The sequence below is a fragment of the Leptospira johnsonii genome (assembly GCF_003112675.1).
Taxonomy (GTDB): domain Bacteria; phylum Spirochaetota; class Leptospiria; order Leptospirales; family Leptospiraceae; genus Leptospira_B; species Leptospira_B johnsonii.
This window is the reverse complement of the sequence record NZ_BFAY01000008.1, coordinates 66,769-93,478: the sequence shown is the minus strand read 5'-3', so window position 1 is coordinate 93,478 and position 26,710 is coordinate 66,769. Positions and strand designations below refer to the sequence as shown.

Below are 26,710 nucleotides of genomic sequence, written 5' to 3'. Positions count from 1 at the left end.
TTTAATCGATCAAATCCCTGAAACTGATCGCATCCAGGTCTTTTTGCAGAGAAGTTTCCGCCTTGTCCATTTTATCTCTTACTTTATCCGGATACACATGGAAAGAAGGATCTTCCTTTAATAGAGGTTCCGGAATCCTACGATAAAAATCTCCCAAACTGAGATCTTCTCCGGATACAACTGGCAGCCAGGCTCCTCCTTCATTCGTCTCTACGAGCAATCCTGCTTCTGATAATGTTTTGGTAAGCCTTGGGATTTCTTCCGTATGAAGTCCAGATTTGATCGCAAGGTCGCCATTGCGAGGAGCGATCTTACTTTCTTTTTGGACTAAATAGACTGCTTTCAAAACTCCGATCAATTTTCTGAATTCGTAACTAAAGGCAGTATGATGTTCTTCTATCAATTGGAAAGGTGCATAATATCTTTCCGGGTATTGCACGCAAGCGGTCACTTCGGCTCCGAATAGAACGATCAACGATAAGGAATAAACTCCGATCAAGAAGATAGGGATGGAGGCTAATGCCTTATACACGATCATCGTAGTTTCGGAGAATGAGGTGATATACACCTGAAATCCATAGAGGAAGATCAAAAAGATCACGCTAGTGAATCCGGCTCCCCAAGAGGATGCGCGGATAGGGACCTTTGTATTCGGGATCAGAGTGAATAATGCCAAGAAGAATAGCCAGATCCCGATCAATGGGAAGAAGAATTTTAGAATATTATAAGGTGAGAATACTGATTCTCCTCCTTGCAGGATGATTGTCTCGTATTTCACATCTTTGTATTCTGAAAGGCTGATCTTTCTGTATTCTCCAATATTCAATAATCTGAATCTTCCATTTTCACTTCTGTCCAGAAGTCCGGATGCGAACACTTTGCCTTTTGCTGGAATATAAAAAGTATTCCAATGTTCTCCCCCGTCTATGGAGACTAAAATATTTCCGAGAGCGTCCAAAAGGAAAATATCCGCTGATTCTTCATTTTCTACGGACCAAACCTTGCTGAATGTGTATCTTTTATGACTTAGGTTTTTCCAAGTGTATCCGCCATCTTCCGTTTTGAAAACGGAACCTCTTTCTCCCGTGACAAAAAGTTCTCCGGGGCGAATTCTATGGATGTCTTTAAGTCCATGGCCTGTGATCTTGGTTGAATTCCAGGTGTAGCCACCGTCCTCGCTCTTCCAAACATTCCCGTCCTCATCCACGATATATCCTAGGTAAGGTTCCGGAAAATAGACCCTATTCGCTCGGATCTTCAGGACATTTGTGAATACCGGTTTATAACTTCTTCCCTGAGCGAAAAAATGTAGGACTTCTCCGTTGGAGAAGATCAAATAAAAATTCCCTTCATTTATATATTCAAAATCTTTAAAATTAGAATTATCGAAATAGATTGCGTTCCATACGGAGCCGTCCACGGGCCGGGAGAGAAATAATCCCTTTTCGGAGAGAGCATATACTTTTCCATCTTTGATGGAAACTCGAACAAAGTTTTCCTTAGAGATATCCGGTTTTTCGCAAAAGTCCACACGAACCCCGAAAGAATCCAGACAACGAATGTTTTTCAGATCGATATCTTTTTCATCCAGATAATAATCTTGTTTGAGACCTGAATCCATGCGAAAGAGTGTACCATTCTCCCCAGAGATCCAGATATGATTTTCTAGATCCTTGTCCATACTCAGATAATGAGGAGGACGAAATACATCTGTCACTTTCTTAGCCAGATTGTCTCCGATCACAAGTAGCAGAGGGCCGATAGAAAGAACAAAAAAGTAAAATACGAATTCTTGTAGAACCGATCTTTTTTCTTCTATCCTCCAGATGGAGTTAAAAGAATTCTCCAAAGATCTTAATACAGTGGTCGCCGAGAATACTAAAAGAATAAAGCCGATGGCACCTATCTGTCTAGCGGCATCGATCAATTCTCCTAAAGTATCCAAGTACGGATTGATATCCAGATTGATATTACTGACTAAAAAGAATGCATTAATTTTATCGAATATTTCTTCCTTACGATTGTCCAGCCCGGAAGTGATAGTTAAAAGTGAAAGTGCCACAACAAGCATAGGGATCAAAGAAACGATCGTAGTATAGGAAATACCGGAAGCCTTAATAAGGCATTCGTCTTTGGCAAAACGATAGGCAGAAGCAGCCAAAACACGGACTGTAAAATTCAGTTTTCGTCCTAAACCCGCGTCCGGAATATAATCGAAAAATCTACTGTACTTTGTATTCGGATGAGAATTCATTTCTTAATCGCGTAATGCACCATAGAAGATGTGAGCGGGATTCCCTTTTTTGAAAGTTTACTTTTAAAATGGTAGAAAGAGATCCGGAACCATTTAAAATAATCCTTCCAACTAGAAAAACTCCCCCTGGATTTTGAAAGTTTAGCGGAAAGAGGGAAGTCCACTCCGAGGTAAGTAATCTGTCTTTCGAATCCTCGTATGGCAAGAATTTTCCGAAGGTTTTTTGCAGAATAATAATACACGTGACCGGGGAGGTAATAGTGATAATTTTTGCCTGCTTCTATTGCCTGCCAGGCGTCAAAATTCGCAGTCTGGATAAGAAGTAAGCCTCCAGGCCTTAGTATTCTGGAAAGTTTATTAAATACTTCTTTTGGGTTTTCCAAGTGTTCGATCACTTCGATCAATGTGATCACATCGAAAAAATTTTCGGGAAGATCGGCATCCAGGAATTGGCCCTGCCATACTTTGAAACCTCTCGCCTCCGCTTGTTTGGCGGAGAAGGGAGAAATTTCCACTCCATAAGGCACGAATCCTTTTTCTTTAGCGCATTCTAAAAAACCGCCGAAGGAACAACCTATATCCAAAAAATTTCCCGAAGATTTGAATTTGGAAATATTTTTTAAACGAGCAAACCAAACATATCGATCGAATTTTTCAGTTTTCCTTTCGTCTTTATAGGTGAAGTCTTGGTTACCGGTATAATATTCTTCCGTGTACAATGACTCAGGTTCAGGTCTTGGAAATTGAGCTTGGAAGCCGCAGGTTTTACAGATTTGGATAGAAAGATCGAAGTTACCGAACTCGGATCTGTATAGAGGTTCCCAATTGCAGTCCCCGTTTAAAGGACATTCTTCTTGGATTATTTTTTGGCGAGAAAGATCCAATGACAAATCCTCTCATCCAATTTTCCTAATGGAGTTCTTTCCGTATAACCCAGGTCGAAGGAAGAAAAATTTTGAAGAAGACTTTGCACATCTTCTTTGGAATAAAACCACGTTGCGCCGCCTGCGAGATCCGCAGTTCCAATCTTGCCTTTTTCAGCCTTAAGATGAGTGTCACCTTCTGCTCTTACGGAAGCAGCGAGATAGCCTCCTTTTTTTAGAATGCGGAAGGTATCAGCTAACATGGATTTTGCGAGATCAGGAGAATTATAATGCAGAACTCCCCAGCTAACGATTAGATCAAATTCTTCCTTCTCGAAAGGATAAGGAGGAGTATTCAATAAAAAAGTTTTGGCCCAAGGATAAGACTCTTTAACGGACTGGATAGAATTCTCGCTATAATCTGCAGCATATACTTCATAACCGAAATCTTTCAAAAGAACACAATGTCTTCCGGAACCTGCACCAAAATCCAAAGCCTTTGGCGAAGGGGAAGAAGCCGGGAATTTAGAGATCATCCGAACCAAGTTCTCATCCGGATAAGAAAGTTTTGCTTTGGGTCTGGTATAATGAGTTTCCCAAGCTTCTTTAGAAGGATGATCAGCGGGCTTCATATTCCGCCTTCAAACGATTTTTCACGCTGCCATTCCATTCTTCTTCCGAAGAAGATGCTTTCGATCTTAAACAAAGAACTCTAGTCCTTGTTTCATTCCCCAAAGAAGTATCCAGTTTGGAACCAGGCTCTTTTAGGTTTTGGTTCAAAAGTATAGTCTCTCCGTAATTTGCAGGAAAATCTTCCCAAGATTTCAGGATCGAAATACCTCTGGGTGGAATATCAAAACGAACTTGAGATTTTAGTTTTTTAGGAATTTCTAAACTAGAAGGGGGAGGAACGATAGGTTCTCCTACTAAAAGTTTGACCAGATTCGTAAAATAATCGTAACCGGAATAACCAGGAACTAAAACGTCGGCCAAATATTCACCACCCACTTCAGGAGCAGCTTCGATCAAAACAAGTTCTCCATTTTCATCTGATCTGAATTCGGCTACAAAAGGGCAATTTTTCAGGCCTGTGGCCTTTACGATGGCTCTGCATAACATCTTGATCTCACCTTCCAATTCAGATTTAGGAAAGGGGAGGCGATGAGCGGCCTCTAAAAAAGGAGGAAAAGAAGAAGTTTCCTTCAAGGAGATATTCACTAAATGAAAATCGGATTGGTCCACTAATCCCAAAACAGTATATTCAGGACCTGGAATATACTCTTCTAAAAGCCAAGTTTCCGGATGAGGAGAATTCGCCGAAACTTTTGACTTGGTTTGTTTTTTAGGAGAAGTTAAATTAGAAATAGATTTTAGATCCGAATCGGATTCCACGAGTTGGATCCCGGATTTACCGCTACCTTGGCTCGGTTTTAAGATCCAAGGATAAGGAAAAGATTTAGACTTAGCTTTGATCTCCGAAGTCGGGATCTCTTTTGGGACTCTAATCCCTTTAGGGGCCAAGGTTTCCTTTAAGATCTGTTTATCAGAAAATTTTAATACGGATTCGGTGCTTGCATACTTTAGTTTTAATTTTTCCGCAAGATAGGCTGCGCTATACGTCGCCTTGCCGAAGGATCTTGTCCCGATCCCTATGATTGGGGTCGGCAATGGATTTTCTGCGACTGCTCTTAGGATCCGTCTGTATTCGAAAGTGGACTCTATGATCCGCAAGCTCGCCATTGCGAACCCGGGAGCCTTATCGTTTTTGTCTACTGCGGCGACTTCCAAGCCCAGGGCTCTTGCAGCAGAGATCAAGGGTACCTGGTTTTTGCCAGCTCCTAAGGAGAGAAAATACCCTTTTTTCTTCATCCTCTGGATAGATAGTCCTCAGAACAAGAGATGTCAAAGGTTTTTTCGGAATGAGACAAAATCCTGGGTTTTGTAGGAATTCCCACAGCGTATAAATCGACCCCCACCCATCGTCGGGAATGGGGGGTGGGTTTGTGGGAAAATGCGATTTCCGTCTCTATCATGAAATTTTGATTTTCACAAGCCTTTTTCGAGCCTGGATTTTGTAGGAGCTCCTACAAAAATACGGATGGATTTTCATAGACAAGTTTGGGCTCTTATTCCCCGCCAGGGATGCGGAGGGCTTGTCCCGCCGAAGGTGGGATGAGGCGGACTCGCCGAACCCGTAGCAGCCCGGTCCCGCCGTTGGGCGGGAGGCGGCCAAACCCCAAGATGGGGTAGGAATTCCTTCTTATTTTTTCTTTTTATGTCTTCAAAAGCGTAATGGGATTTTTAAAAAACTCCGATCCTTACAGAGAGTAGGAGAAAGACGAATGTTAAGAGGAATGTACACCGGATCCAACGGGATGATCGTGCAGCAGACGCGCATGGACGTTATCTCTAACAATCTTGCGAACGTGGACAAGACCGCATTCAAAAGAGACACAACGTTGTTCAAAACTTTCCCTGAACTTTTAATCCATAGATTCAGCGAAGACGGAGTTGGCAAGGTGCCTATGGGCTCCTTCGATACGGCTCCAGTGGTCGGCAAACTCGGGTTAGGCGCCGAGGTGAATGAAGTTTATACAAGATTCGAACAAGGTGCTGTGAAGAAAACAGATAATCCTTTCGACATGATGCTGCAAGACAGACCAGGCACAGAACACCCTGCTTTTTTTAGTGTTCTAACCAATAGAGGTGAAAGACTTTCTCGCTCAGGCGCATTCGTTCTGGATACGAACGGTTACTTAGTGACTCCTCAGGGTTTTCCTCTTATGGGAGAAAACGGTCCGATCAAGGTGGCTCGCGGAAATTTTTTGATCAGAGAGAACGGTGAAGTTTGGATCAATGGTGAGATCGGTAACGATCCTCGAAATTCTACAGGCGCAGATAAAAATAGATTTGAAACACCTGTTCTTTTAGATCGTATCAAGATCCGTACTGTGGAAAATCCTCGTCATTTGGATAAAGAAGGGGACTCTTTTTATAACGATACTCCCGAATCCGGTGAACCAAGGCCTTTCCTTTTAGAAGAAGAGCCGAATCTTCTCCAAGGTTATTTAGAAGCTTCTAATGTAAGCGTAGTGACAGAAATGGTGGAAATGATCGAAGTTAACCGCTCTTATGAGGCAAATCAGAAAACTGTGCAGACACAGGATCAGATGTTGGGGAAACTTCTGAATGATGTATTGAGGTAGTGATTTATCATTGACTTCAATAATCCAAAGCTTCTCTCTCCTGCTCTTCTTAGGTAATGCATTTACTTCGAATACTTAAAATGATTTCTTTATAGAAGCTTGCGATCACAATTATTTTTCTAAGGCGAGAGCTCGCTTAACGGCCTGGGATAGTTCATTAGCGGCTTCTTTACGTGACGGTATCTTACCATTAGTTGAAACCGCTATTGTCTTGGGATAATTGGCTGCGTCCAATCTGTCTCGGTCGGTCACGGCTCCGCTGATTACCAAACAATCCGCGCCAACCTTGCGGCAAAGGTGAACCACTGCATCTACGAGCTTACCTGCGAGGGTGCCTGCATCGGTCTTTCCTTCCCCGGTTAAGACTAAATCGCCAGGACGGATCGTGCTCGCCAGTCCGGATTCCTCCAAAAAGAAAGAAGAGCCCGAACCGATTGTTGCCTGCTTTCTTGTCATTCCGAGAAGAGGGAGTGCAATTCCACCTCCTGCACCGACTCCGCTCGGCCAGTTTGTCTCACCTTGTTCAGCGAACTCAGCCCACAAATGGGAGAGTCGCGCAAGCCCGTCTTCCAATAATGCCACATCGCTTGGTGTAGCTCCTTTTTGAGGGGCAAACAATTGGGGAGCGCCCGTAGGACCCAACAGAGGATTGGTTACGTCCGAAAGCATTTTGATATTTGCTTCTATCGATGTAAATGTAGTAGGAGGAATAAGCCTTCGGGCATTAGGCAAATTTCGCAGAGAATGAATCGGGTTACCTTTGCCGTCCAACAAATGAAATCCGAATTCGAGTAAGATCCCTAGTCCACCGTCGCATACTGCTGTGCCTCCGAGAAACAAAAATAACTCCCTTTTTTTCAGGGATAGCATATGCAGAATCCATCGGCCAACGCCACCACTCGTGCGGTCGAGAAGAGGAAGTCGGCAATTGCCTCTGAAGTTTAACGAAAGCAATCGTGCAGATTCAAAGTAGGCATCTGTCTCGTTGGCAAGGTAACAAACGGAGCGGTTGAGCCCACTTGCGTTGGAGAGGATATCTGCACGAAGATTCAGCTTTGGTCGAAGTGAGTGGAGGGCAACGAGACTCCCTTCGCCTCCGTCAGCCAGAGGGAGTTCGACTACTTGGACAGTGTCGCCCCAAGCGGAGCGAACGCCCGAGCTCATTGCTCTTGCGGCACGCATTGCGCTAAGGGTTCCTTTAAATTTGTCGGGTGCGATGAGGATACGGTCGTAACGCATTCACTCTCCAGGTTCAATAAACCAGACCGGCAGTAATGGGGAAGGTAAGGCTAACAATTTGCAGAATGGCCGTCATCCTAAAAAAATGGAAGCAACCGTATTAAACGACTAGTAATAACCTATAATCTCAAAGCCTGATCCCATAGAATTAAGGAAGCCGTAATTAACGCAAGATAACCAAAACCGCTTTTTAGATATCTTTCATTTATTCTCGAGGAAAGAGTTTGTCCTAAAAACATTCCTGCGATTCCCAACATGCAGATTGTTAGAAGTAAGGGACAATTCTCTGTTTGTACCGATCTAAAACTGATTGCGAATCCGAAAAGTGAATTTGCGGAAATTATAGCAAGTGAAGTGCCTACTGCTTGTTTCATCGGAAACTTGAATAAAATTACTAGAGCGGGAATGATAAGAAAACCTCCTCCTGCCCCCACAAAGCCTGTAATCGTACCGACTATAAGTCCTTTGAGCCCAATGGCTGGAAAGTTAGACGATATCCCATTTAGTTTTGACGATCCTCTAGGGACCGAATTATCGGGGCGGATCATAGTCCAAGAACTAAAAACCATTATGATTGAAAAAACGATCATCACCAGTAACGGTTTTGTGAGAGTAATACCGAAATCCGAAATTAAGACGTTTGGTAGCGAAGGAAGAAGGAAATGTCTCGCAAGATAAATTCCTATAAAGCTTGGTCCTGCGAAATACATTCCTATTTTTATGTTTGTATCTCCTTTCTTTGCCTGGATTGCTGTTCCAACTAACGCTGCTATTCCGACCACAAAGAGTGAGTTTGTAGTGGCGTAAATCGCGTCTTGTCCGAAGAAATAGAAAAGAATAGGAACTGTGAGGATCGAACCTCCGGCACCTATCAGGCCTAGCAAAGTTCCCATGATAAAGGAAGAGATATAACCTAAGATCAGCATAGTAGTTTATTCTAATTTACTTTTCAAATTCATTTTCTTATCTAAGAATCCGAATAGTAACATTCCGAATATTATGCTGACAAAAACGATAAGTGGTCTCGTTTCAAAACTTGCAAGCGAAGTGACTGAAACTGTAGGACAATAACCTCCTAATCCCCAGCCTATCCCAAAAATCAAACTTCCAATGACTAAAGCAGGAGTGATCTCTTGCCTAGTTGGAATAAACCAATCCTTTGAGAACATTGGAGTTTTTCTTTTTCGTATTAATTTGTAAGTGATGAAATGGACTCCGACAGCTCCCGCCATGGTGAAAAGAAGGGTAGGATTCCACTTTCCAAAAACATCTAAAAACCCTATAATGTTTGCAGGTTGTAAAATTCCGGACAGGCCTAGGCCGATGGCGAATAATAAACCTACGATCAATGCTCCAAGATTATATTTCATATAAGCATCCCTGTTTTTCTTAGGAACATTACTGCTGCCATACCCGCAGCCATGAATGCGATTGTTGCTACTATGGACCTTGGTGAAACCCTACTTACTCCACAAACTCCGTGTCCACTTGTGCAGCCTCCTCCTAACATTGCACCAAACCCAACAAGTATTCCTGCAATCACGCCGATCCAGGTTTTTGTTTGCAGCTCAACTGCTAAAAGTTCCGGTGCAGTAGCTTGTAAAGATAGTCCGCCTAGTAGAAGTCCAGCTATGAAATACCATCTCCAAGCTAGATCACCTTTGACTGGAACCAGAACACCGTATACGATGCTGCTGACTCCGGTAACTCTTCCATTCCATAACAACATTAAAGAAACGGCGATACCGATCACCACTCCGCCAACTAGACCCATAGTCCATTCTGTTGCCATTCTTCTTACTCCTTCGGCAGATATTTCTCATTCCAATTCACCATCCCTCCTGCCATATTGGATGTGAATTTATAACCTAAACGAATGCTTTCTTCAGTTGCTTGAGTGGAACGTTTCCCGCTTCGACATACGAATATGATCTCTTCGAAACGATCGCCAGTTTCTAAAAATTTAGTTAATTCCGGGCCAAGCGTTACAAGTTGTGCCGTGCGAATATGTCCTAATTCTCCGTGGAATTCTTCCGGAGAACGTACATCTACTATCTTAACTTTTCCAATTTTCTTATATACATCCTCATTCAAAACAGTAGGAATTCCTGATATACTTTGCGGGTTCATCGTTCTTACGATTTCCAAATTGCCGCAGCCGATATTTGCAGGCAGAGCTAAGTGCATTTTTTTAGGAGTAGTAAGTTGTAGTTCTTCCATGATCTTCTTAAAATCTTCTTTCGAACGATTTCCTCCGATCCTGGGATTTAACTTTTTTTCCAAAGCGATTGTAGTATTTGTGAAACCTTGGTAATCGTGAGCCGGATAAACTTGAGTATCGTCCGGAAGAGAGAATAATTTTTGAGTGATGCTGTCATACAGCTTTGAAGCGGATCCTTCTTGAAAGTCTGTTCTTCCCGTTCCTCGGATCAGAAGTGAGTCTCCTGTAAACACCTTTCCTTCGAATAGAAAACTCATGCAGGCGTTTGTATGTCCAGGCGTTGCGATTGCTTTTATATGTCTGTTTCCGAGAGGAAGAATACGTCCATCTTCGAGTAAAATATCTACACAATCTATTTCTGCCAAAGCGCTTACTGCTGTTTGGGCCATTGTATTTTTACGGATCTCAGCTGCTCCGGTGATATGATCCGCATGAATATGGGTCTCTAAAATATACATTAGATACAAGCCGAGTTCTCGGATCAGTTTTAGATCTCTATCTACAGTTTCCCAAACCGGGTCGATGATTGCGGCTTCTTTGGTTTCCGGATCTGCAATCAAGTAAGTGTAAGTAGAGGATTGGGGTTCAAAAAGTTGGTAAAAAAGAATATCTTTCATTTTTGGATTTTTACCTTTGTAACGTGCATATACATCAATATACGATGCGCCGCTCTCTGGACCTTGTATAATCCTGCAGTTCTTTGGAAAAAAATTATAGAAGAGATCTGTTTTTTTACGAATTTGCAGAATTATACAAACGGCGGATCTTTTTCTATCAGTCAATTAAGGAAATAAGAGTTAAAAATTATGAGAACAAAAGAACGAGATAAACTTCATAAGGATGGGCTCATCAATTTCTCGATGGCGTTTACGGCTGCGGGTTTTTTATGGAGCTTTTTATATTTTATATTAGGTTTTCCGCAATCGGCAATTATTCCCGGAGCTTATGCTCTCTTAAGTTTATTAAGCCTGTTGTTTGTTTTTGCTACTGGAAAATATTTGGCTTTTAGATTTCTCCAATTTCTATTTATCCTAATTCTTCCTGTACTTTTACAATTAAGCTTAGGGGGTTTTGAGAATTCAGGAGCTGTTATCATTTGGGCTATACTTTGTCCACTCGGGGCTCTTTCTTTTGCTCCAATCCGTCAAGGTTTGATCTGGTTTGGATTATTTTTGATCGTATTGGTTTTAAGCGGGTTTGCCGAATTTTATCTGGATCTACCTATACCAAGAGTAGAGCGTAATTTGCAGATATTGTTCTTTGTGATAAATATTGTTGGCGCTGGGACTTTGACTTTTTTCAGCTTATACTATTTCATTTCTAAAAACAAACAAGAACATGATCGGGCAGAGAACCTTCTATTGAATATTCTTCCCGAACCTATCGCGGAAAGATTGAAACGAAATCCTTCTACAATTGCAGACGGGTATCAAATGGTTTCGATACTATTTGCGGACATAGAGAACTTCACCGTGATTTCCCAAAAGGTTTCTCCTGAAACTTTGGTACATTTTTTGAATGATATATTTTCTCATTTTGATCTTCTCGCAGAAAAATACCGAATGGAAAAAATAAAAACCATCGGAGATGCGTATATGGCTGCTGCCGGAATTCCGATTTGGCATGAGAATCACGCGGAAAGCGCGATGAATATGGCGATCGAAATGCAAAAGTTTGTAAAAAATTTAAAGGATCCATCCGGAAATCCCTTAAGGATGAGGATTGGTATCCATTCAGGTCCCGTGATTGCCGGTGTGATCGGGAAGAAAAAATTTGCATACGATCTTTGGGGTGATGCTGTGAATACTGCCAGTAGATTAGAGTCTCACGGTATATCAGGTCGAATCCAGATCTCTGAAACTACTTATGACCTATTAAACGATACTTCTCAGATTGAAATTAGAAGGTTAGTGGATGTAAAAGGTAAGGGACAGATGACGACGTATCTTAGCTATGAATAATATCGTAATATTCTAGTTGAGTATCCCAATCTATTAGGCTTCCGCATAACTTGCCGGCACTTCTATAAATGATTTCAAATGTCTTGTGCTTCTAAATATTTCGGAAGGAGGTAATCCGAATGTGGCACGAAAAGTTCGGGTGAAATGAGCAGAATCGAAAAATCCTGCTCGATGGGCTGCATCTGTGTGGCTCATTCCATGTAAAAGTGAATACACAGTTAATTTAAGCCGGAACCAAGTGCGAAAAGAATGAAATGGGATACCGATCTCTTTTTTGAATTGGTGCTCTAGATTAGAAACGGACATACTTGCAAATTCAGCTAGATCTTTTGCAGAATGATCTTCATGAGGCATTGTGGTAATTAGTTCCACAATTTTTTGGATACGAGGGTCTTTCATTCTATATCCATTCTCTACGATTGGAGGGATTTGATTTAGTAATTCTAATAATCTCTCTTCCGAATCGGAATTGAGAGATAGGATTTTGCTGATTGAATCGAATAGTTGTTCTTCTTCTCTTAATGAAATGAATATACCTTCATTTTCACTTTCTAGGTTGGATGCTCTTAAGGATTCGTAATTCGGACTGCTTAGATCCATAAAGAGCAATACACAAAAGTTTCCAGAGAATCGGATAGAATGATCCACCATGGGGGGAATGAGTGCAGTTCGAAAGCCGATCCAATCTGTATCATTCAAAGAAACTTGGAACTCTCCGTCCAAACCGATACAAACTGTTGCTGCTGCTCTTCGACGCAAAGTTAGATCGGGAAGATAGCCTGCAAACAAACAACGGCTCCCCCAAATACAAATCCTTTCCTGTCGTTGGAGTGAACTAGAATTAATTTCCATAGTGAGAGCCTATAAAGTTTTTACCCAAGGTTGCAGAATTATACAAGGAGCTTTCATCATCTGCAAATATAATCATATTGTCACTGAGAATTTATTCTGCCCTGTATATTGGGTAGAAGGCTGGAAAGAAAATACTACTCTACAATAGGATCTACACTTATATGATAAAACAGGCTTTGGAATCCGGAACAGAAAACCCGAACAAAACTTTATGGGAGAAGGGTGATTTTACCGAGATTGCTTCTTTAATGCGCGAGTCGGGAGAAGAACTTGTAACTCATCTTGGAATAACATCTCCTTTAAGGATTTTGGATCTAGGATGTGGAGATGGAACTACTGCGATCCCGCTTGCCAGAACCGGTTGTGAAGTGATCGGGATAGACATTGCAAAAAATTTAGTGGAAGCAGGGAACAAACGAGCTACGGATGAAGGTCTTTCCAATTTAAAATTCCAAGAAGGAGATGCATGTAATTTACAAGAAGTCCCGGATCATTCTTTTGATCTAACTCTTTCAGTATTTGGAGCTATGTTTGCTCCTAAACCATATGACGTTGCAAAGGAGATGGTCAGAGTTACGAAACCGGGCGGACGTATAGTGATGGGAAATTGGATCCCAAATGATCCAACTTCGTTCGTTTCTCAATTATTAGGGATCAGTGCATCTTACTCACCTCCGCCTCCGGAAGGTTTTATAAGCCCGATGACTTGGGGTATGAAAGCCTATGTGATCGATTATTTTGCTAAGGCAGGGGTGAAAGTGGAGAAAATATCCTTACTCAAAGACACATACAATTTTGTATCTCCGAACAAAACTCCGGAAGATCTGATCGAGTCTCTAAGGAAATTTTACGGTCCAACAATGAATGCTTTTGCAGCGGCGGAGAAAAACGGAAAAGTCCAGGAACTTCGTACGAAACTGATAGAGCTCGCAAGTTCTCAGAACCAGAACATTGGTGTTGGGATCTCAATACCAGCAACTTTTCTGAGAGTTACAGTTGATCTCTAAGGAAATATTATATATTCCGCATGTTTAGACAAAAAAGCCGACTCATTCGAGCCGGCTTTTTTCGATTTGTCTTCTGCCAGGTAAAACTTCACCCTGCAGAGGATATTATCGATTCTGAATGGTTACATTCTCTGTCTTTACATAAGAAGTATCGAACCACCATGCGCGAACTTCCATAGGACGATCCGCTTTATCCGGTGCGATATTAAAATCTAATGTAAAATTGGTGTATTGGCCCGGACCTACAAACTCATGTCTGTAAACATCCCTTCTTGCCAATACATCTTGCCCATCGAAAACGTCTATGGTAACAACTTTATCATTATTGGCGTTAGTAACATCCACTAACATGCGGAAGACCGCTTGTTTGTTTCCTGTTCCCCAACGTCCTCTATCATAAGGTCCGTAGATGATATGATCCGCCCAATGATCTGCTGTGGTAACCACCCAAGCATCACCTTCTGCGAATCCGGTGCGGTGAGAAAGATTTTTTGCCTTATAAACTAAAGGTAATTCTCCGCTCAATGGAGAAGAACAACAAAGTAATGCCGCTCCTCCTCCGTCTCTTTGAGCAACTCCTGCCACGTATTCCGTGTCAGCACATTGGCCTTTGTAAGAACCGGGCGCCCAGTCTCCTCCACGTTGAGAAGAACGACTATCTCCTCTATCGAACCAGATAGTGCGACAAGAATTTGCAAGAGGAACCTTACTATGTGCGCAAAGGATACCGCTTGTTCCCCAAGAGTGTTTAGTAGCTCCCGCAACATAATAGTCGTTAGGACATTCGTATTTTGTAAATCCGCCTGCCCAATCTCCTGTGCCATGATAACGAGTAGTTGTCTCATACACAGCCTGCACGTTAGTCGCGCGGTCATTATGCCAAAGTTTTCCGTATTTGGTATCGCTACAAAGCGCTCTTTGGTCGCGGCTTAAACCTAAAAGACGTTCTCCGTCTGGACAAGTCCCTTTATTTGCACCAGAGAGCCAGTCGTTATCTATCGTACTTACGTTATCATCTACACCGTTGAATCCAATTTTGGTTAAATGATCCACATACGGCACAGATCCTGTCTTACCGGAGAAGGCAAGAAGGCGATCCATATGTTCGTCTCTCCAGTTGCCTCGTTTGGTTTGAGACCAATCGGAAGTTACTAGTCCCCATTCATCTTCTCCGTTCAGAGGCCAGAATGCGAAATCTAGATCCTTCTCGATTAAATAATCCACAAGTCTCTTGAGCCATTCTCTATCCGCAGGATTCGTTTCTCCTGGAGAAGCTCCAAATTCACTCACCCAAACAGGTGCAGTAGTGACTGCATCCGGATCGGTTACATAACCCCATTCGTCTGTAATAGTATTTCGGAATGTGGTGGCATCCATATCTTTGTATTTGATATTTCCGCCGGATGTGGCATCGTCACCGTTATGTTTCGGTCCGATAAATCCGTAGTTATGAGCTGCATACACAAGTTTATTCACATTACGAATATGAACTTGAAGATCACGAACAGGCTTTAAGTGAGGACGTTCTCCTGAACCTAAGATAGGGATCGCACCCCACCAGTTGATACCTTCTACAACGATGACCATGTCCGGGTTTGCACGTAAGATATCATTACCTGCTTCTCCGGCAGCCTTACGCCAATCGTCTATATTATTCCAACCCCAGTTCGGACTATTCGGTAAATGAGTATCGTTAAAACGTTGAGTGCGCACTTCGTTCCTAAGGTCCGCAGCTGCGACTAATTTATTATTCTTATAACGATTCACTAAGAACACCCAATCCGCTTTCCACATTTCAGGAGTTTGGTTATAAGCGAAGGAAGATCCTGTATGATACCATTGACCGTTATAGTCGAAACCACAGCACCATTCGGAGAAGGTAGTATGATTATTTAAAACCACTACGATCCCTGCGGCAGTTAAAGCGGCAACAGTCTCATCATAGATCTGTAATGCTGTCTTTCCGAAAAATTGTGGGTTAGCCGCCACATATTCGTTCGGAACGATATTCGCATCATGTAGCATTAGATTGGAAAAAGGCAAACGAACCGAGTTAAAGCCCCATTCCTGGATCAAAGAAATAATATGAGAGATAGGTTGTTTGTCCAAGCCTCCCACTACCTGACGAGTATCACTTGCTCCATACCAGTTCACCGCTTTTAATTTGAAACGGTTATTATTCGAATCTACGATATATCTTCCGTTCGTACTCAGAGGAACAACCGGAGGATTGCTCGGTACTGCTAAAGACATCACGGACCGGTAGGCGGACTTAGCCGATTTCGGAAGTGAGAAAGGTAAATACGCTTGGTCTGTTTCAGGGGAACAACTTGCTAGTATAGCAAAGACCACCGATACAGAACAAAAAATTTTCATTTTTTTTCTGTTAAACATTTTTGAATTCTCTCCATTGAATTCCCAATCAATCACGGATAGTTTTTATATGTGTGGGGATATTAAACAGGACATACTTATAAATCGTTTATTTTTGCCTCAGATTCTTTCTTGTATCTGAAGTTTTTTCTTTTTAAAGCATTTGTTATGATAAAAATATTGAACGAACAGTCCATATATTTAAAATCTATATATTACAAAATGTTTATTATATTGTAAATATTTAATGTATTATTTGTGCGCCTCCTTGCTTTCGTTTAGGCCCGGGCTATCCGCTACTAGCGAAGTCCCGGTTTAGGGAGATTATCTCTGGGATACGAGTAAAAGATTCCCTTCCGGATCTTTAAGTATTGCAGTATTAGCATGTTCCTCCAATAGAATACCGCCCTTTTTGAGTATTTTGTTTACCGATGATCGTAAATCCAAAACAGAAAATCCTACTGCAATTCTTCCCGTATCAGATGAATCTAATGGTCCTCTCTCGCTGAAACGATTATAGGTGAAGATCTCGAAGGTGGGCCCTCCGTCGTCATATCCTGGGAGAGGGAGATGTCGGCCTTTGATCTCTATTCCTTGGATCCCAGTTAGGTTTTCTATAAAGTCTCCTTTATAATCCCTTTCAAAGCCTGTAGAAGATGTTTCGAATATCTTGCTGTAGAAAGAAAGGGTCTTGCTCCAATCCTTGGCATTGATGTTCATATGAAGGAATCGGATCTTATCCATTTTCGGTGGATTCAATTTAAAATAAGTCCTTATGAATGAATTTAGGCTGCGAAAGATGGTGCTTGGGTTTAGAGGTGTGGGGAATGGAATATGGATCTCGATTATATTCCCATCCGGATCTCTTCCGTAGATTGCTGGAACTTTTTGCAAATCCTTAAAACTGCTATCGATCCTTCCTCCATTCTTTTGGATTGTTTGGATAAGCCCCGGAACATTATCCGTTTCGAAACAAATATGAGCGTAACCTAGATCATTTGCTGCTGAAATTCCTAGATTCGGTTTCTTCGCTTTTAATATGGTAAATAAAGGTCCTTCGTTCTGATACTCCGGGGTTCTAAGAGTAATTGCAGAAGAGGGCGGACCTCCCAGTGTCCAGCTAAACGCACTTGTCGTTTCCATCGCTTGAAATGCATTCTTATAAAAATGGGAAAGCCGTTTTGGATCCGGACTTCTGAAGATTACTGTCTCAAAAGAAAAATCCGAATTTGGGATTCTTTTGTATTCATGGGGAGAAGGAGTGAGAATCCACCAAAACGTAATTAAGAAAGGAACGGAGAGTAGAACGATCAGTAATTTCTTCATCGATTACAAAAGATAGCATGTATAAATCTTAGATGCTTGAATGAATCCGGTATAAGGAAAAAAAAACGGCTCCTACTTGCACATTTCACAGTAAGCCGATAGTCTTCCTAGTATATCTAGAGCACTTGCTGTGGATTCTGCTGGTTGCCTTTGGGTTGTAGATTCACCGAATTATTGAGTGTTATTCTTTCCTTAGTTTTGTTTTAAACCGGTTCGAACGTAATTCCGGAGATGAGAGCCTACACTTTTCATATGTTCCGTAATTGTAGAATCTAGATCTCCCAGGGACTTTTGGTTGATCTCAGGAAGTAGTTTTCCTTCTGAAAAACCGTTTAATAGGTTCGATTCATCTATTAGAGTATCGATCCGATCGGAAATATCGTAACTTTGTTTTGTTACAACATTTACTAAATAAGAATTATCATACTTACCGTAACTATTATCCAGATCCGTTTGTTTCACACTTACGATAAATGGGTGCATTAAATTCTTATTTTGATACGCATTTCGTAATGTACTAAAATGGTATTTTTCTATGGTCGTGTGACGACTGGAGATCCTATCGATTGCATCGTTTTTGGCGCTTTCAAATCCAAGTATCGCTTTTAGATTGATCCAAAGCATACTAATTGTCCCAAAATTTGGAAGAACTCTAGAGTGATAAGGTTGTGTTAGGTCCGCAACATAATGCATCCCCCAACCTAAAAAACGATACCCCCAATACGTATGTCCCGTTTGAAAAGCATAGCGGGAAAGTGTCATAAACTGATACACTCTATATTGCGGATAGGTGCGGGTCAAAAATCCAGCCGCAGCAAAAATGATAGGAGATTCGTGATAATAACCTATATGAAAGGGAACTTGAGTGGCATAATAGACCTTAGAATCTCCAAAGGACTGTATTCCAAAACCGTAATCTTTTCCGAAACTTTCTCCATTATCTTCGAATAGATTTAGATCTAATCCGAAATCCGGTTCGTCACCTGCAGTAGAAAGCACCTCTAACGGACTTACAAGTTCTCCTATTCGAATATCATAAAATTCGTAATCTTCTTTTAGGTCCTTCTTTCCATAGATACTTACTGTCATTGGATCCGATTTTTTTCCGGGAAGAGTGTATCCAGGCAGATTCTGTAAAAAATAACCTAACGGTGTTCCGGCATTCAATCTAAGAGCTCTTAGAAAAAGATTTCGGATCGTCTTTTTATCTCCACCTTTGAAAGCGAGTGCTTCTGGAAGAGGAGCATATTTATCGTAATTGAGGTTTGCTTCCTTCTCCATATCCCTCATAAGAGGGATAAGTTTGTCCTGTTCTTTAAGTAAAAAATCTTCTAGAGACTCTACTTTTACCTTAGGTGCGGATACTAATTCAGGCATAGCTTCGAGAGCTGGTCTATTGAATAGGAAATGGTTCCACCATGCTTCTGCAGGTGTTGCAAATAGAGTAAGTGAGGCGATAAAGATTAGACTAGAGTAATATTTGAGCACACCAAAGAATTCTTTATTAGCAAGGGAAGTCAACACAATCTATCGGAGAGAAAAATACCGCGCTGTAAAGTTGTTGAGTAGATGAAAAGGTTTATGATGATCTGTAAAATCTCCGCTCAAACAGGAAAAGATGGAAAATATCCTAGTTGAATACGTTTATCTTATTTTGATCATCCTCGGATTGGTTGCGATTGCAAACAAACTGGGACTTGCTTATCCGATTGTTTTATTGATCGGTGGACTTGCAATCAGCACCATTCCATTCTTTCAAAATATCACTATCACACCTGAACTTGTTTTTTTAATATTCCTTCCTCCATTACTTTATGAAGCCGCTTGGCAAATATCTTGGAAAGAGTTTTGGAAATGGAGAAGGATAATTGCAGGCTTTGCATTTCCGATTGTAATCATCACTTCTTGTGTAATTGCTTTGATCTCCACTTCATTGATCCCCGGATTTACTTTAGCGATAGGTTTTTTATTAGGAGGGATTATCTCTCCTCCCGATTCTATTTCTTCCGTAACGATCATGAAACAGACAAAAGCTCCAAAGTCGGTGGTGAGTATCGCAGAAGGAGAAAGTTTACTCAATGACGCTTCTTCTTTGATCGTGTTTCGTTTTGCTTTGGCAGCTAGTATCACAGGTCAATTTTATCTGCAAGAAGCTGCGATCAGTTTTGTTTGGGTGGTGATCGCAGGTTCAGTGATTGGTCTCGCGGTAGGACTTGTGTTTTATGGGATCCATCGTTGGCTCCCGCTTACACCAAGTATAGAGATCGTTTTAACGTTTGTGACCCCGTATTGTATGTATTACTTAGCGGAACATTTTCATGTTTCCGGAGTTCTTGCTGTGGTTTGCGGAGGGTTACTTCTATCCAGTAAACGCCAAAGTTTATTGAGTTATGCGAGCCGTATCCAGGGTGTAAATGTTTGGAATAGTATCGTATTCATTTTGAACGGGCTCATCTTCTTATTGATCGGTTTGCAGTTGCCTTCTATTATAAATCAGCTCGGGGATATTAGTTTAACAAGTGCAATTCTTTATGGATTAGTGATTTCCTTCGCTTTGATCGTTACTAGAATTATCATTACTCTTTGCACCTCCGGTTTTACTCGGATCATGAGTAATTTTATAGAAGTATCAGAAGTCAATCCTGGATGGAGGATCCCGATCGTTTTAGGATGGGCAGGGATCAGGGGAGTCGTATCTCTTGCGGCGGCACTTTCTATTCCGCTATATGTGAGTGGAGAGACTCCTTTTCCTTATCGGAATTTGATCCTATTTATCACATTCATAGTGATCTTGACTACTATGATCTTTAACGGACTTACTCTTCCTTGGTTGATCCGAAAATTGAATGTAATGGATTTTCAAACGCCCATTCCGGTCCACAGACAAGAAGTGATGATCCAGAAAAAATTGGCTTCAGAGTCGCTTCAGTATTTGGAAGGAAAAAGTAATACAGGTGCAAAAAAGAATAAACATCTTAAAAACCTGATCTCCCGTTTAAAAACAGAATTAGGATATTTTGAAGAAGAACTAAAAGGAATGTCTGGTGTTCATCAGGGAGAAAGAAAAGAATACGGAGATGTGTATTTGGAACTCCTACAATTCCAAAGAGGTGTTCTAAACGAACTCAATCACGATTCCGGATTCGACGAAGAAGTGATCCGTAAATATCATGCATTGATCGATATAGAAGAATTTAAGACCAGAGAAAGTGACTGAACAGTCCTTTCTCGGTCATTACTTTTGCTCATTCGCTCTAAGCCAGATCATTTATCTAGACTTGGAGCGGTTAAATCCTTGTTCTGGGTATTATTATCGTCTGCGTTTACATCTATTCCGCCTGCTGCTTCCGGTTTTTTAGAATTAGAAAAGTCGAATATATTGAAAGGCTGGATCTCATCGTCTCCAGGCAACTGAGTATTTTTCCAGCCACCGCCCAAGGCTCTTATCAATCGAACGGAGGCCCTGTTTAATTCTGTCTTAACTAAAATCGCATCTATCCGAGCATCTAAAGTGTTCACTTGGGCATAGATCAATTCCAAACTATTGCTCAAGCCCCCTTTATACAATGCCATTGTCATATTCTGCACTTGGTTTGCTGCTTCTACCGCTTGCTCCTGACGTTGTGATTGCTCCGACATCAAAGTAGTTTCGGTCAAACCGTTTTCCACTTCTCTGAATGCATTCAAGACTGTAGAACGATAATTATCTTCCGTTTCCCGATAGGCAGACCATGCTTGTTGCAATTGAGCACGACGATATCCACCTTGAAAGATCGGAAGAGAAACGGTGGAGCCATAAGACCAAAAACTATTTGCGAGTTGGACTAAGTTTACCCCTCCTTCGAATCCTCCACCTGCGCTAAATGAAATATTAGGAAAGAATGCCGCTCGAGCGATACCGATATTACGATTGGCTATAGCCATTTTACGTTCCATGGAAGCAATATCAGGTCTGCGCTCTAGTAAGGTAGAAGGTAGTGTAGTTGGGACCTTGAACGAAGCAACACGGATCTCTTCTTCAGGAGGGATCTTGAACCCGGATGGAGCTCGATTGAGTAAGATCGCGATCGCATTCTCCGTTACTCTCATCTTGGACTGTATATCTAAACGTTTTGCCTGAGTGCTGGAAAGAAGATACTGAGCCCTTTGAACATCCAGCTCCGGGGCTAGGCCGCTTTTATATCTTTCGTTTACAAGATTCATCGACTGTTCGTAAAATTCTATCGATTGGCGATAGGTTGTATCTTGTGCGTTCAGACCTCTGAATGTAAAATAATCAGCGGCAAGTTCTGCTTGTAGACTTAATCGAGCCAAAGCATAATCTGCAGCTACCGATTGTGCATTATAGATTTGTGCTCTTGTAGCATTTCGGATAGAAGACCAAAAGTCGGGTTCCCAAGAAGCGATACCTCCTAAAGAAGCGGTTCCTTCTTGATTTGCTTCTCCCGCTCCTCTAAAAAGTCTGTTGTCGGATTGTTTGTTGTTTGATCCGCTTAGTCCTACTCCTAGATGAGGGATCAATTGAGAACGGACCTTAAGCATTGCATCTCTGGCTTGTACAAATCTTTCTGCGGCAGCTTGCAGATCCGGATTCGCAGTGATTGCAAGTTCTTCTAGTTTGTTTAATACAGGATCGTTAAAAAGTTTCCACCAATCTGTTTGTATCGCTTCTCCTTCGGAAGGATTCGCTTTTATAAAAGGACCCGATCCACTCCAAGAGTCCGGAACCACGTAGTCTTGACTTAAATATTTAGGAGCAAGATCTATTGCCGGTCCGCTGATACAAGAAACAAGTAAAACCGTTAATGGTATGAATGCGATCCATCTTCTTAAGAAAATGTTCGACCCGGCTGATTGATTTATCTGTTTGGATCGAGAATCGTTCATTTGGATGCTACTGGCTGATGATTTGAGTTTTCTTTTTTGGAGATGTTTGTATCCGAATATCCCATTCTTGGTTCGACTACTCTTACTTCGTCACCTTCTAGTAAAGAAGCAGAAGGGTTGTTCACAATTCTATCGCTTGCACTAACTCCATCTCGTACTTCTATAATAGAATCTATGATCTTATTCACAGTGATCGGTTTGAAATGGATCTTATTATTTTCAGTGACCGTTGCAACTTGAGTGCCATTTTCATCGAAAACCAAAGAGCTGGAAGGTATTGTCAGAAGATCCTTTTTAACAGGAGCAGTAAGAGTCACTTGTGCAAAGGAACCAGGCCATAGGGTTCTGTCCTTATTTTCGATCGTGAATTCCGCCACTACAGTTCTCATATTCAGATCGAAACCTTTAGACATTGTAAGGAAGTTTGCTACAAATTTTCGATTCGGGAATTGTTGCACAGTGAGTTCTGCGGTTAATCCCGGTTTAAGCAAGTATGCAAAAGTTCCGGGAACAGAAACGAATAAACGCATTCTATGAATGTCTGCTACTGTAAATAGATTCGAAGGGCTTTTGCTATCATCTACATTCCCTTCTTGACTTACATAATCACCTACGTTGATATTTCTCTGTATCACTACACCGTTAAAAGGAGCGACTATCGTCTTAAAATTGATCTTAGCCTTATACTTATCCACATTCTTTTCTGCGGATTTCAGTTTAGCTTCTTCCGAATTTTTATCGGCTACTGCCACAGATATGGACTGTTCTGAAACTGCATGAGAACTTCTTAATGATAGATATCTGTCTGCGGTAACCGCTGCCAGTTTGTATTTTGCTTTTTGAGAATCTAGATCCGCTTCTGCTTGCGCATATTCCGCATCCAAGGCTGGGACTTTGATCCTTGCTAGTACGTCACCTTCTTTCACTTCTGCTCCATAGTCTTTATACCACATTTTCACGTAACCAGAGGCTTGTGCGTAGATCACCGCCTCATACCAGGCGCGGACTGTTCCTGGAAGGGTGATCGTCTCTAAAGGGTTCGGGGCTTGCGGATTTACTACGGAAACGTTCGGAATGGACGCCTCCAGCGCTTCCTTTCGAAATTCCTCAGCGCTATGTATTTGCTGATAGAATATATAGCAGAGAAATATAACGCCGAATGAGATCGATGAAAAGGTTAAAAGTTTCTTTTTAGGTAATGTTGGAATCATTTTGAATTATCCTTCTGTAGTTTTGCACGGTTATTATAGATGATCGCGTAGATACAAGGTACGAAGAAGAGTGTAGCGAAGGTAGCAACAGCAAGTCCTCCGATCACTGCCCGACCTAAAGGCGCATTTTGAGAATTGCTTATGGACATAGGCACCATTCCGATGATCATCGCAGATGCAGTCATAAGCACCGGTCTGATCCGAGCATAACCGGCTTCAATGGCCGCTTTCACTGCGTCTCCATGAGCTTGCAGCCTTTCCCTTGCATAAGACACCACTAAGATGGAGTTTGCAGTTGCAGTTCCCATACACATGATCGCTCCTGTTAGCGCAGGCACAGAAATATATGTGCGCGTTAGAAATAGGGACCAGGCGATCCCGGATAACGCACCAGGCAACGCTGTGATTATAATGAATGGATCTATCCAGGACTGGAAATTTACCACGATCAAAAGATAAACCAAAAGGATGGCAACGAGTAGCCCGCCTAATAGCTCTATATACGAACTTCTCATAGTTTCGGCTTGGCCTTGGATCTCTATCGCTGCTCCTCTTGGAAGTTGGCTTTTCATAGAGTCCATGATCTTTTGAGCATCACTAAGGACCCCTCCGAGATCTCTTCCTTCTGCAGAAACATATACGTCGATGAGAGGTAAAAGGTTTTGGTGGGTCACTAAACCTGGAGTGCCGGTTGGAGTGATTGTAGCAACGTTTCCTAAAAGTTGGATCCCATTCTCAGAGTTATCTTGTAAGTCTCCTTTATTGATCGGGACAGTGAGTAAGTCTTCTGTTCTTCTCATCTGAGGTTGAGGCACATAGATATTGATCTGATACGAAAGACCAGTCTTACGATCCATCCAATACTCTTGGTCAATCTGTTGGCTTCCCGAAGTTGCGAGTAACATATTTTCTGCGACTGTTTTCATCGGAAGGTCTACGTTGATCCCGAGGCTCCGATTTCCATCAACGAGTAGGGTAGGTGTGCTCATTGTTTGTTGGATCACAACATCTGCCGCACCCGGAATGGTTCTCAGTTTTCCCTGAAGTTTTTGAGCGAATTCAAAATTCTTTTCAAGATCCATTCCATTGATCTGAATATCGATCGGAGAAGGAGATCCGAAGTTCAGGATCTTTGCGGTTAAATCCGCAGGCTGGAAAGTAAAAATGGTTCCTGGATACAATTCGCTTAATCCTTTTCTGAGGATCTGTCTGTAATCCCATACCGGAGATTCTTCATCCTTTAAGGAAATTGTTAAGTCGCAATCTTGAGAACCTATCGTAGGAGTAGGAATGAACGCAAGGTTATGAGGTCCTACCGGAAGACCGCAGTTACTAAGCACACTCTCCACCTTATCCGGAAGTAACTTTTTAATATCTTCCGAAACCAAAGTTGCGATCCTTCCTGAAACCTCTATCCTAGTTCCTAAAGGTGCACGCATATGCATTTGGAGTGTTCCGGCTTTGATCTCGGGGAAGAAGTCTCTACCATTCAGATAAAATAATAGAAGGGAGCTAATAGCTATGCTTAAGAAAATGAGCACAAATCTTTTACGATCCGCAACGACTCTTTGTAATAGAATATAATAACGTTCTCTGAATTCATTGAACTCGTGTTCGAATTTTTTCTGAAAACGTTTTAAAAATTCGATCCATTCTGCAAGAAATGCAAAACGAGAGTTCTTTTTCTTAGGAAGAAGATTCTCTATATTATGTTTTGCTGACGCCTTGGAACGAGATCCATTTTGTTTATGCTCCGGAGAATGGTGAGCGGTTAACATATACTTCGCCATGGTCGGAACAAGGGTCCTGGAGAGAATGAAAGAAGCAATCATCGCGAATGCTACCGCTTCTGCCATAGGCTTGAATAACCAGCCGGAAACCCCACTTAGTTCAAATAGAGGGAACCAAACGATTACGATTGCGAGAGTGGCTACAAATGTGGGAATTACAATCTCATTCGCAGCATCGATGATCGCCTGCTCTAACGGTTTTCCCATTTCGATATGAGTATCTATATTCTCGATCATCACGGTGGCATCATCCACAAGAATACCTACTGCTAAGGCAAGACCTCCTAAGGTCATGACATTGATGGATTGTCCTATCAAGTGAAGCCCGATGATGGAACTCAAAAGAGAAAGAGGTATAGAAGTAGCGATGATCGTAGTCGCTCTCCAAGAGCCTAAAAAGAGTAATACAACGAGTCCAGTAAGAGCCGCGGCCAATACCATTTCATGGACAACGTTTTCTATAGAATCTTTAACGAATATGGAAGCATCGTTTAATAATTTAATCTCTACGTCGTCTGGAGCGATCTGTTTGATCCTAGGCATGGTCTTTCGTATTCCGTCGACTACATCCAATGTGGATGCATCACCACTTTTCATCACAACGATCAAGACGGATTGTTTTCCATCCACCAGCACAGAATTCAATTGAGGAGGGCCGCCTAATGCAACACTTGCTACGTCCCTCATGAAGAAGGTGCTATTCCCGACACGTTTGATAGGAATATTATTAAAATCTTCTACTTGGAGAGGGATTGCATTTGTCATTACCATCCAGTCGGTCTTGCCGATCTTTTGGTCTCCCGCAGGCAATACTGCGCTTTGCTCGTTGAACGCCTTGAATACATCCATAGGCGATAGGTTCCTAGATAAAAGTTTTTGCTTATCCAGAGAGACCAATAGTTGCATGGGAGTTCCTCCATAAGGCTGAGGAATAATTGCGCCTGGAATGGTAACGAGTAGAGAACGGATCCTCATGAACGCGAGATTATAGAGTTCCGCAGGAGTCATCTTCTCCGATGTGACTTGGAGCATTGCAACCGGAACAGAAGATGCCTCAAGCCGCATGATCATGGGCGGAGAAATATCCGGGGGCAAAGATGTGACTACTGTCTGCGAAATCGCAGCCACCTCCGCTTCGGCACCTGCAAGATCAGTATCAGGTTGGAGTTCAATATTGATAATGCTACTTCCGTAATAGGATCTGCTATTAATACTTTTGATCCCTTCTACAGTACTCGTTAAGGCTCTTTCGAAAAAGTAGGTGATCCTTCCTGCAACATCCGCAGGAAGCATTCCTTGGTATCCCCATACGACCGAAATGACCGGTATCTTGATGTTTGGAAAAACATCCGTAGGGGCTTTGAAAATGGATTGTATTCCGAATAATAGAATTAGGATAGCGAGGACTACGAAAGTATAAGGCCTCTTAAGTGCAATGAGTACGATTTCATTCATTTGAGTAAATCTCCGCAGAAGATTGATCTTGCTTGCAGATGAATGTTGAAAGTGGGGTTTGTTTT

20 protein-coding genes are annotated in these 26,710 nt (G+C 41.9%); 4 read left to right on the top strand and 16 right to left on the bottom strand.

Annotated features, from left to right (window positions below; translation table 11 throughout):
* Position 1: 1 nt before the first annotated feature.
* From LPTSP_RS07935 to LPTSP_RS07920, 4 genes are read right to left on the bottom strand one after another with little or no spacing between them, the layout of a single operon-like run.
* Positions 2 to 2,254, bottom strand: coding sequence for a YhjD/YihY/BrkB family envelope integrity protein (locus LPTSP_RS07935; RefSeq protein WP_108928287.1), 2,253 nt, complete (start codon positions 2,252 to 2,254; stop codon positions 2 to 4).
* Positions 2,251 to 3,138 (bottom strand): class I SAM-dependent methyltransferase, encoded by an 888-nt coding sequence (locus tag LPTSP_RS07930; RefSeq protein WP_167396423.1) that lies wholly within the window; start codon positions 3,136 to 3,138, stop codon positions 2,251 to 2,253. The genes LPTSP_RS07935 and LPTSP_RS07930 overlap by 4 nt, the downstream gene beginning before the upstream one ends.
* Positions 3,114 to 3,749: a class I SAM-dependent methyltransferase gene (locus LPTSP_RS07925; RefSeq protein ID WP_108928285.1), complete on the bottom strand. Its 636-nt coding sequence runs from the start codon at positions 3,747 to 3,749 to the stop codon at positions 3,114 to 3,116. The genes LPTSP_RS07930 and LPTSP_RS07925 overlap by 25 nt, the downstream gene beginning before the upstream one ends.
* Positions 3,736 to 4,986, bottom strand: a complete 1,251-nt coding sequence (locus LPTSP_RS07920) for an ATP-grasp domain-containing protein (protein ID WP_108928284.1) — start codon at positions 4,984 to 4,986, stop codon at positions 3,736 to 3,738. Before LPTSP_RS07920 ends, LPTSP_RS07925 begins: the two co-directional genes overlap by 14 nt.
* Before the next feature lie 473 nt (positions 4,987 to 5,459).
* Here LPTSP_RS07920 and LPTSP_RS07915 point away from each other — a divergent pair, with 473 nt between their 5' ends.
* On the top strand, positions 5,460 to 6,323 hold the full coding sequence (locus tag LPTSP_RS07915; RefSeq protein ID WP_108928283.1) for a flagellar hook-basal body protein: 864 nt from the start codon (positions 5,460 to 5,462) through the stop codon (positions 6,321 to 6,323).
* Between the two features lie 111 nt (positions 6,324 to 6,434).
* On the opposite strand, the gene LPTSP_RS07910 is transcribed toward LPTSP_RS07915, so the two are convergent.
* From LPTSP_RS07910 to LPTSP_RS07890, 5 genes are all read right to left on the bottom strand, one after another.
* The gene (locus tag LPTSP_RS07910) at positions 6,435 to 7,562 is read right to left on the bottom strand and encodes a glycerate kinase (protein ID WP_108928282.1); all 1,128 of its coding nucleotides are present in this window, start codon (positions 7,560 to 7,562) and stop codon (positions 6,435 to 6,437) included.
* A 119-nt stretch (positions 7,563 to 7,681) separates the two neighbouring features.
* Positions 7,682 to 8,488, bottom strand: a complete 807-nt coding sequence (locus LPTSP_RS07905) for a sulfite exporter TauE/SafE family protein (protein ID WP_108928281.1) — start codon at positions 8,486 to 8,488, stop codon at positions 7,682 to 7,684.
* A 6-nt stretch (positions 8,489 to 8,494) separates the two neighbouring features.
* Positions 8,495 to 8,932 (bottom strand): DUF6691 family protein, encoded by a 438-nt coding sequence (locus LPTSP_RS07900; RefSeq protein WP_108928280.1) that lies wholly within the window; start codon positions 8,930 to 8,932, stop codon positions 8,495 to 8,497.
* A complete protein-coding gene (locus LPTSP_RS07895) occupies positions 8,929 to 9,354 on the bottom strand; it encodes a YeeE/YedE family protein (RefSeq protein WP_108928279.1) in 426 nt (141 codons plus the stop codon). Before LPTSP_RS07895 ends, LPTSP_RS07900 begins: the two co-directional genes overlap by 4 nt.
* A 5-nt stretch (positions 9,355 to 9,359) precedes the next feature.
* On the bottom strand, positions 9,360 to 10,400 hold the full coding sequence (locus LPTSP_RS07890; RefSeq protein ID WP_108928278.1) for an MBL fold metallo-hydrolase: 1,041 nt from the start codon (positions 10,398 to 10,400) through the stop codon (positions 9,360 to 9,362).
* 189 nt (positions 10,401 to 10,589) lie between these two features.
* Between LPTSP_RS07890 and LPTSP_RS07885 the strand changes: the two genes are divergently transcribed.
* Positions 10,590 to 11,744 (top strand): adenylate/guanylate cyclase domain-containing protein, encoded by a 1,155-nt coding sequence (locus LPTSP_RS07885; protein ID WP_108928277.1) that lies wholly within the window; start codon positions 10,590 to 10,592, stop codon positions 11,742 to 11,744.
* Between the two features lie 33 nt (positions 11,745 to 11,777).
* Here the strand turns inward: LPTSP_RS07885 and LPTSP_RS07880 are convergent, their stop codons facing one another.
* Positions 11,778 to 12,596, bottom strand: coding sequence for a helix-turn-helix domain-containing protein (locus LPTSP_RS07880; RefSeq protein WP_108928276.1), 819 nt, complete (start codon positions 12,594 to 12,596; stop codon positions 11,778 to 11,780).
* 161 nt (positions 12,597 to 12,757) lie between these two features.
* Here LPTSP_RS07880 and LPTSP_RS07875 point away from each other — a divergent pair, with 161 nt between their 5' ends.
* Complete coding sequence (locus LPTSP_RS07875) at positions 12,758 to 13,603, top strand: class I SAM-dependent methyltransferase (protein ID WP_108928275.1); 846 nt, start codon at positions 12,758 to 12,760, stop codon at positions 13,601 to 13,603.
* Between the two features lie 105 nt (positions 13,604 to 13,708).
* Here LPTSP_RS07875 and LPTSP_RS07870 read toward each other — a convergent pair whose 3' ends face one another.
* The 3 genes from LPTSP_RS07870 to LPTSP_RS07860 all read right to left on the bottom strand — a co-directional run bounded on the left by LPTSP_RS07870 (position 13,709) and on the right by LPTSP_RS07860 (position 18,826).
* Complete coding sequence (locus tag LPTSP_RS07870) at positions 13,709 to 15,997, bottom strand: glycoside hydrolase family 5 protein (protein WP_108928274.1); 2,289 nt, start codon at positions 15,995 to 15,997, stop codon at positions 13,709 to 13,711.
* 303 nt (positions 15,998 to 16,300) lie between these two features.
* On the bottom strand, positions 16,301 to 17,302 hold the full coding sequence (locus LPTSP_RS07865; protein ID WP_108928273.1) for a VOC family protein: 1,002 nt from the start codon (positions 17,300 to 17,302) through the stop codon (positions 16,301 to 16,303).
* 192 nt (positions 17,303 to 17,494) lie between these two features.
* Positions 17,495 to 18,826 carry a phospholipase C/P1 nuclease family protein gene (locus tag LPTSP_RS07860; RefSeq protein WP_245915512.1) on the bottom strand — a complete coding sequence of 444 codons (1,332 nt, stop codon included), beginning with the start codon at positions 18,824 to 18,826 and terminating at the stop codon, positions 17,495 to 17,497.
* A gap of 94 nt (positions 18,827 to 18,920) precedes the next feature.
* Here LPTSP_RS07860 and LPTSP_RS07855 point away from each other — a divergent pair, with 94 nt between their 5' ends.
* Positions 18,921 to 20,519, top strand: a complete 1,599-nt coding sequence (locus tag LPTSP_RS07855) for a Na+/H+ antiporter (RefSeq protein WP_108928272.1) — start codon at positions 18,921 to 18,923, stop codon at positions 20,517 to 20,519.
* Between the two features lie 47 nt (positions 20,520 to 20,566).
* On the opposite strand, the gene LPTSP_RS07850 is transcribed toward LPTSP_RS07855, so the two are convergent.
* The 3 genes from LPTSP_RS07850 to LPTSP_RS07840 are packed head-to-tail and all read right to left on the bottom strand — an operon-like array spanning position 20,567 to position 26,645.
* Positions 20,567 to 22,189 (bottom strand): efflux transporter outer membrane subunit, encoded by a 1,623-nt coding sequence (locus LPTSP_RS07850; RefSeq protein ID WP_108928271.1) that lies wholly within the window; start codon positions 22,187 to 22,189, stop codon positions 20,567 to 20,569.
* Entirely contained in the window at positions 22,186 to 23,400 is a 1,215-nt protein-coding gene (locus tag LPTSP_RS07845) for an efflux RND transporter periplasmic adaptor subunit (protein WP_108928270.1), read from the bottom strand. Before LPTSP_RS07845 ends, LPTSP_RS07850 begins: the two co-directional genes overlap by 4 nt.
* Complete coding sequence (locus tag LPTSP_RS07840; RefSeq protein WP_108928269.1) at positions 23,397 to 26,645, bottom strand: efflux RND transporter permease subunit; 3,249 nt, start codon at positions 26,643 to 26,645, stop codon at positions 23,397 to 23,399. The genes LPTSP_RS07845 and LPTSP_RS07840 overlap by 4 nt, the downstream gene beginning before the upstream one ends.
* Positions 26,646 to 26,710 lie beyond the last annotated feature (65 nt).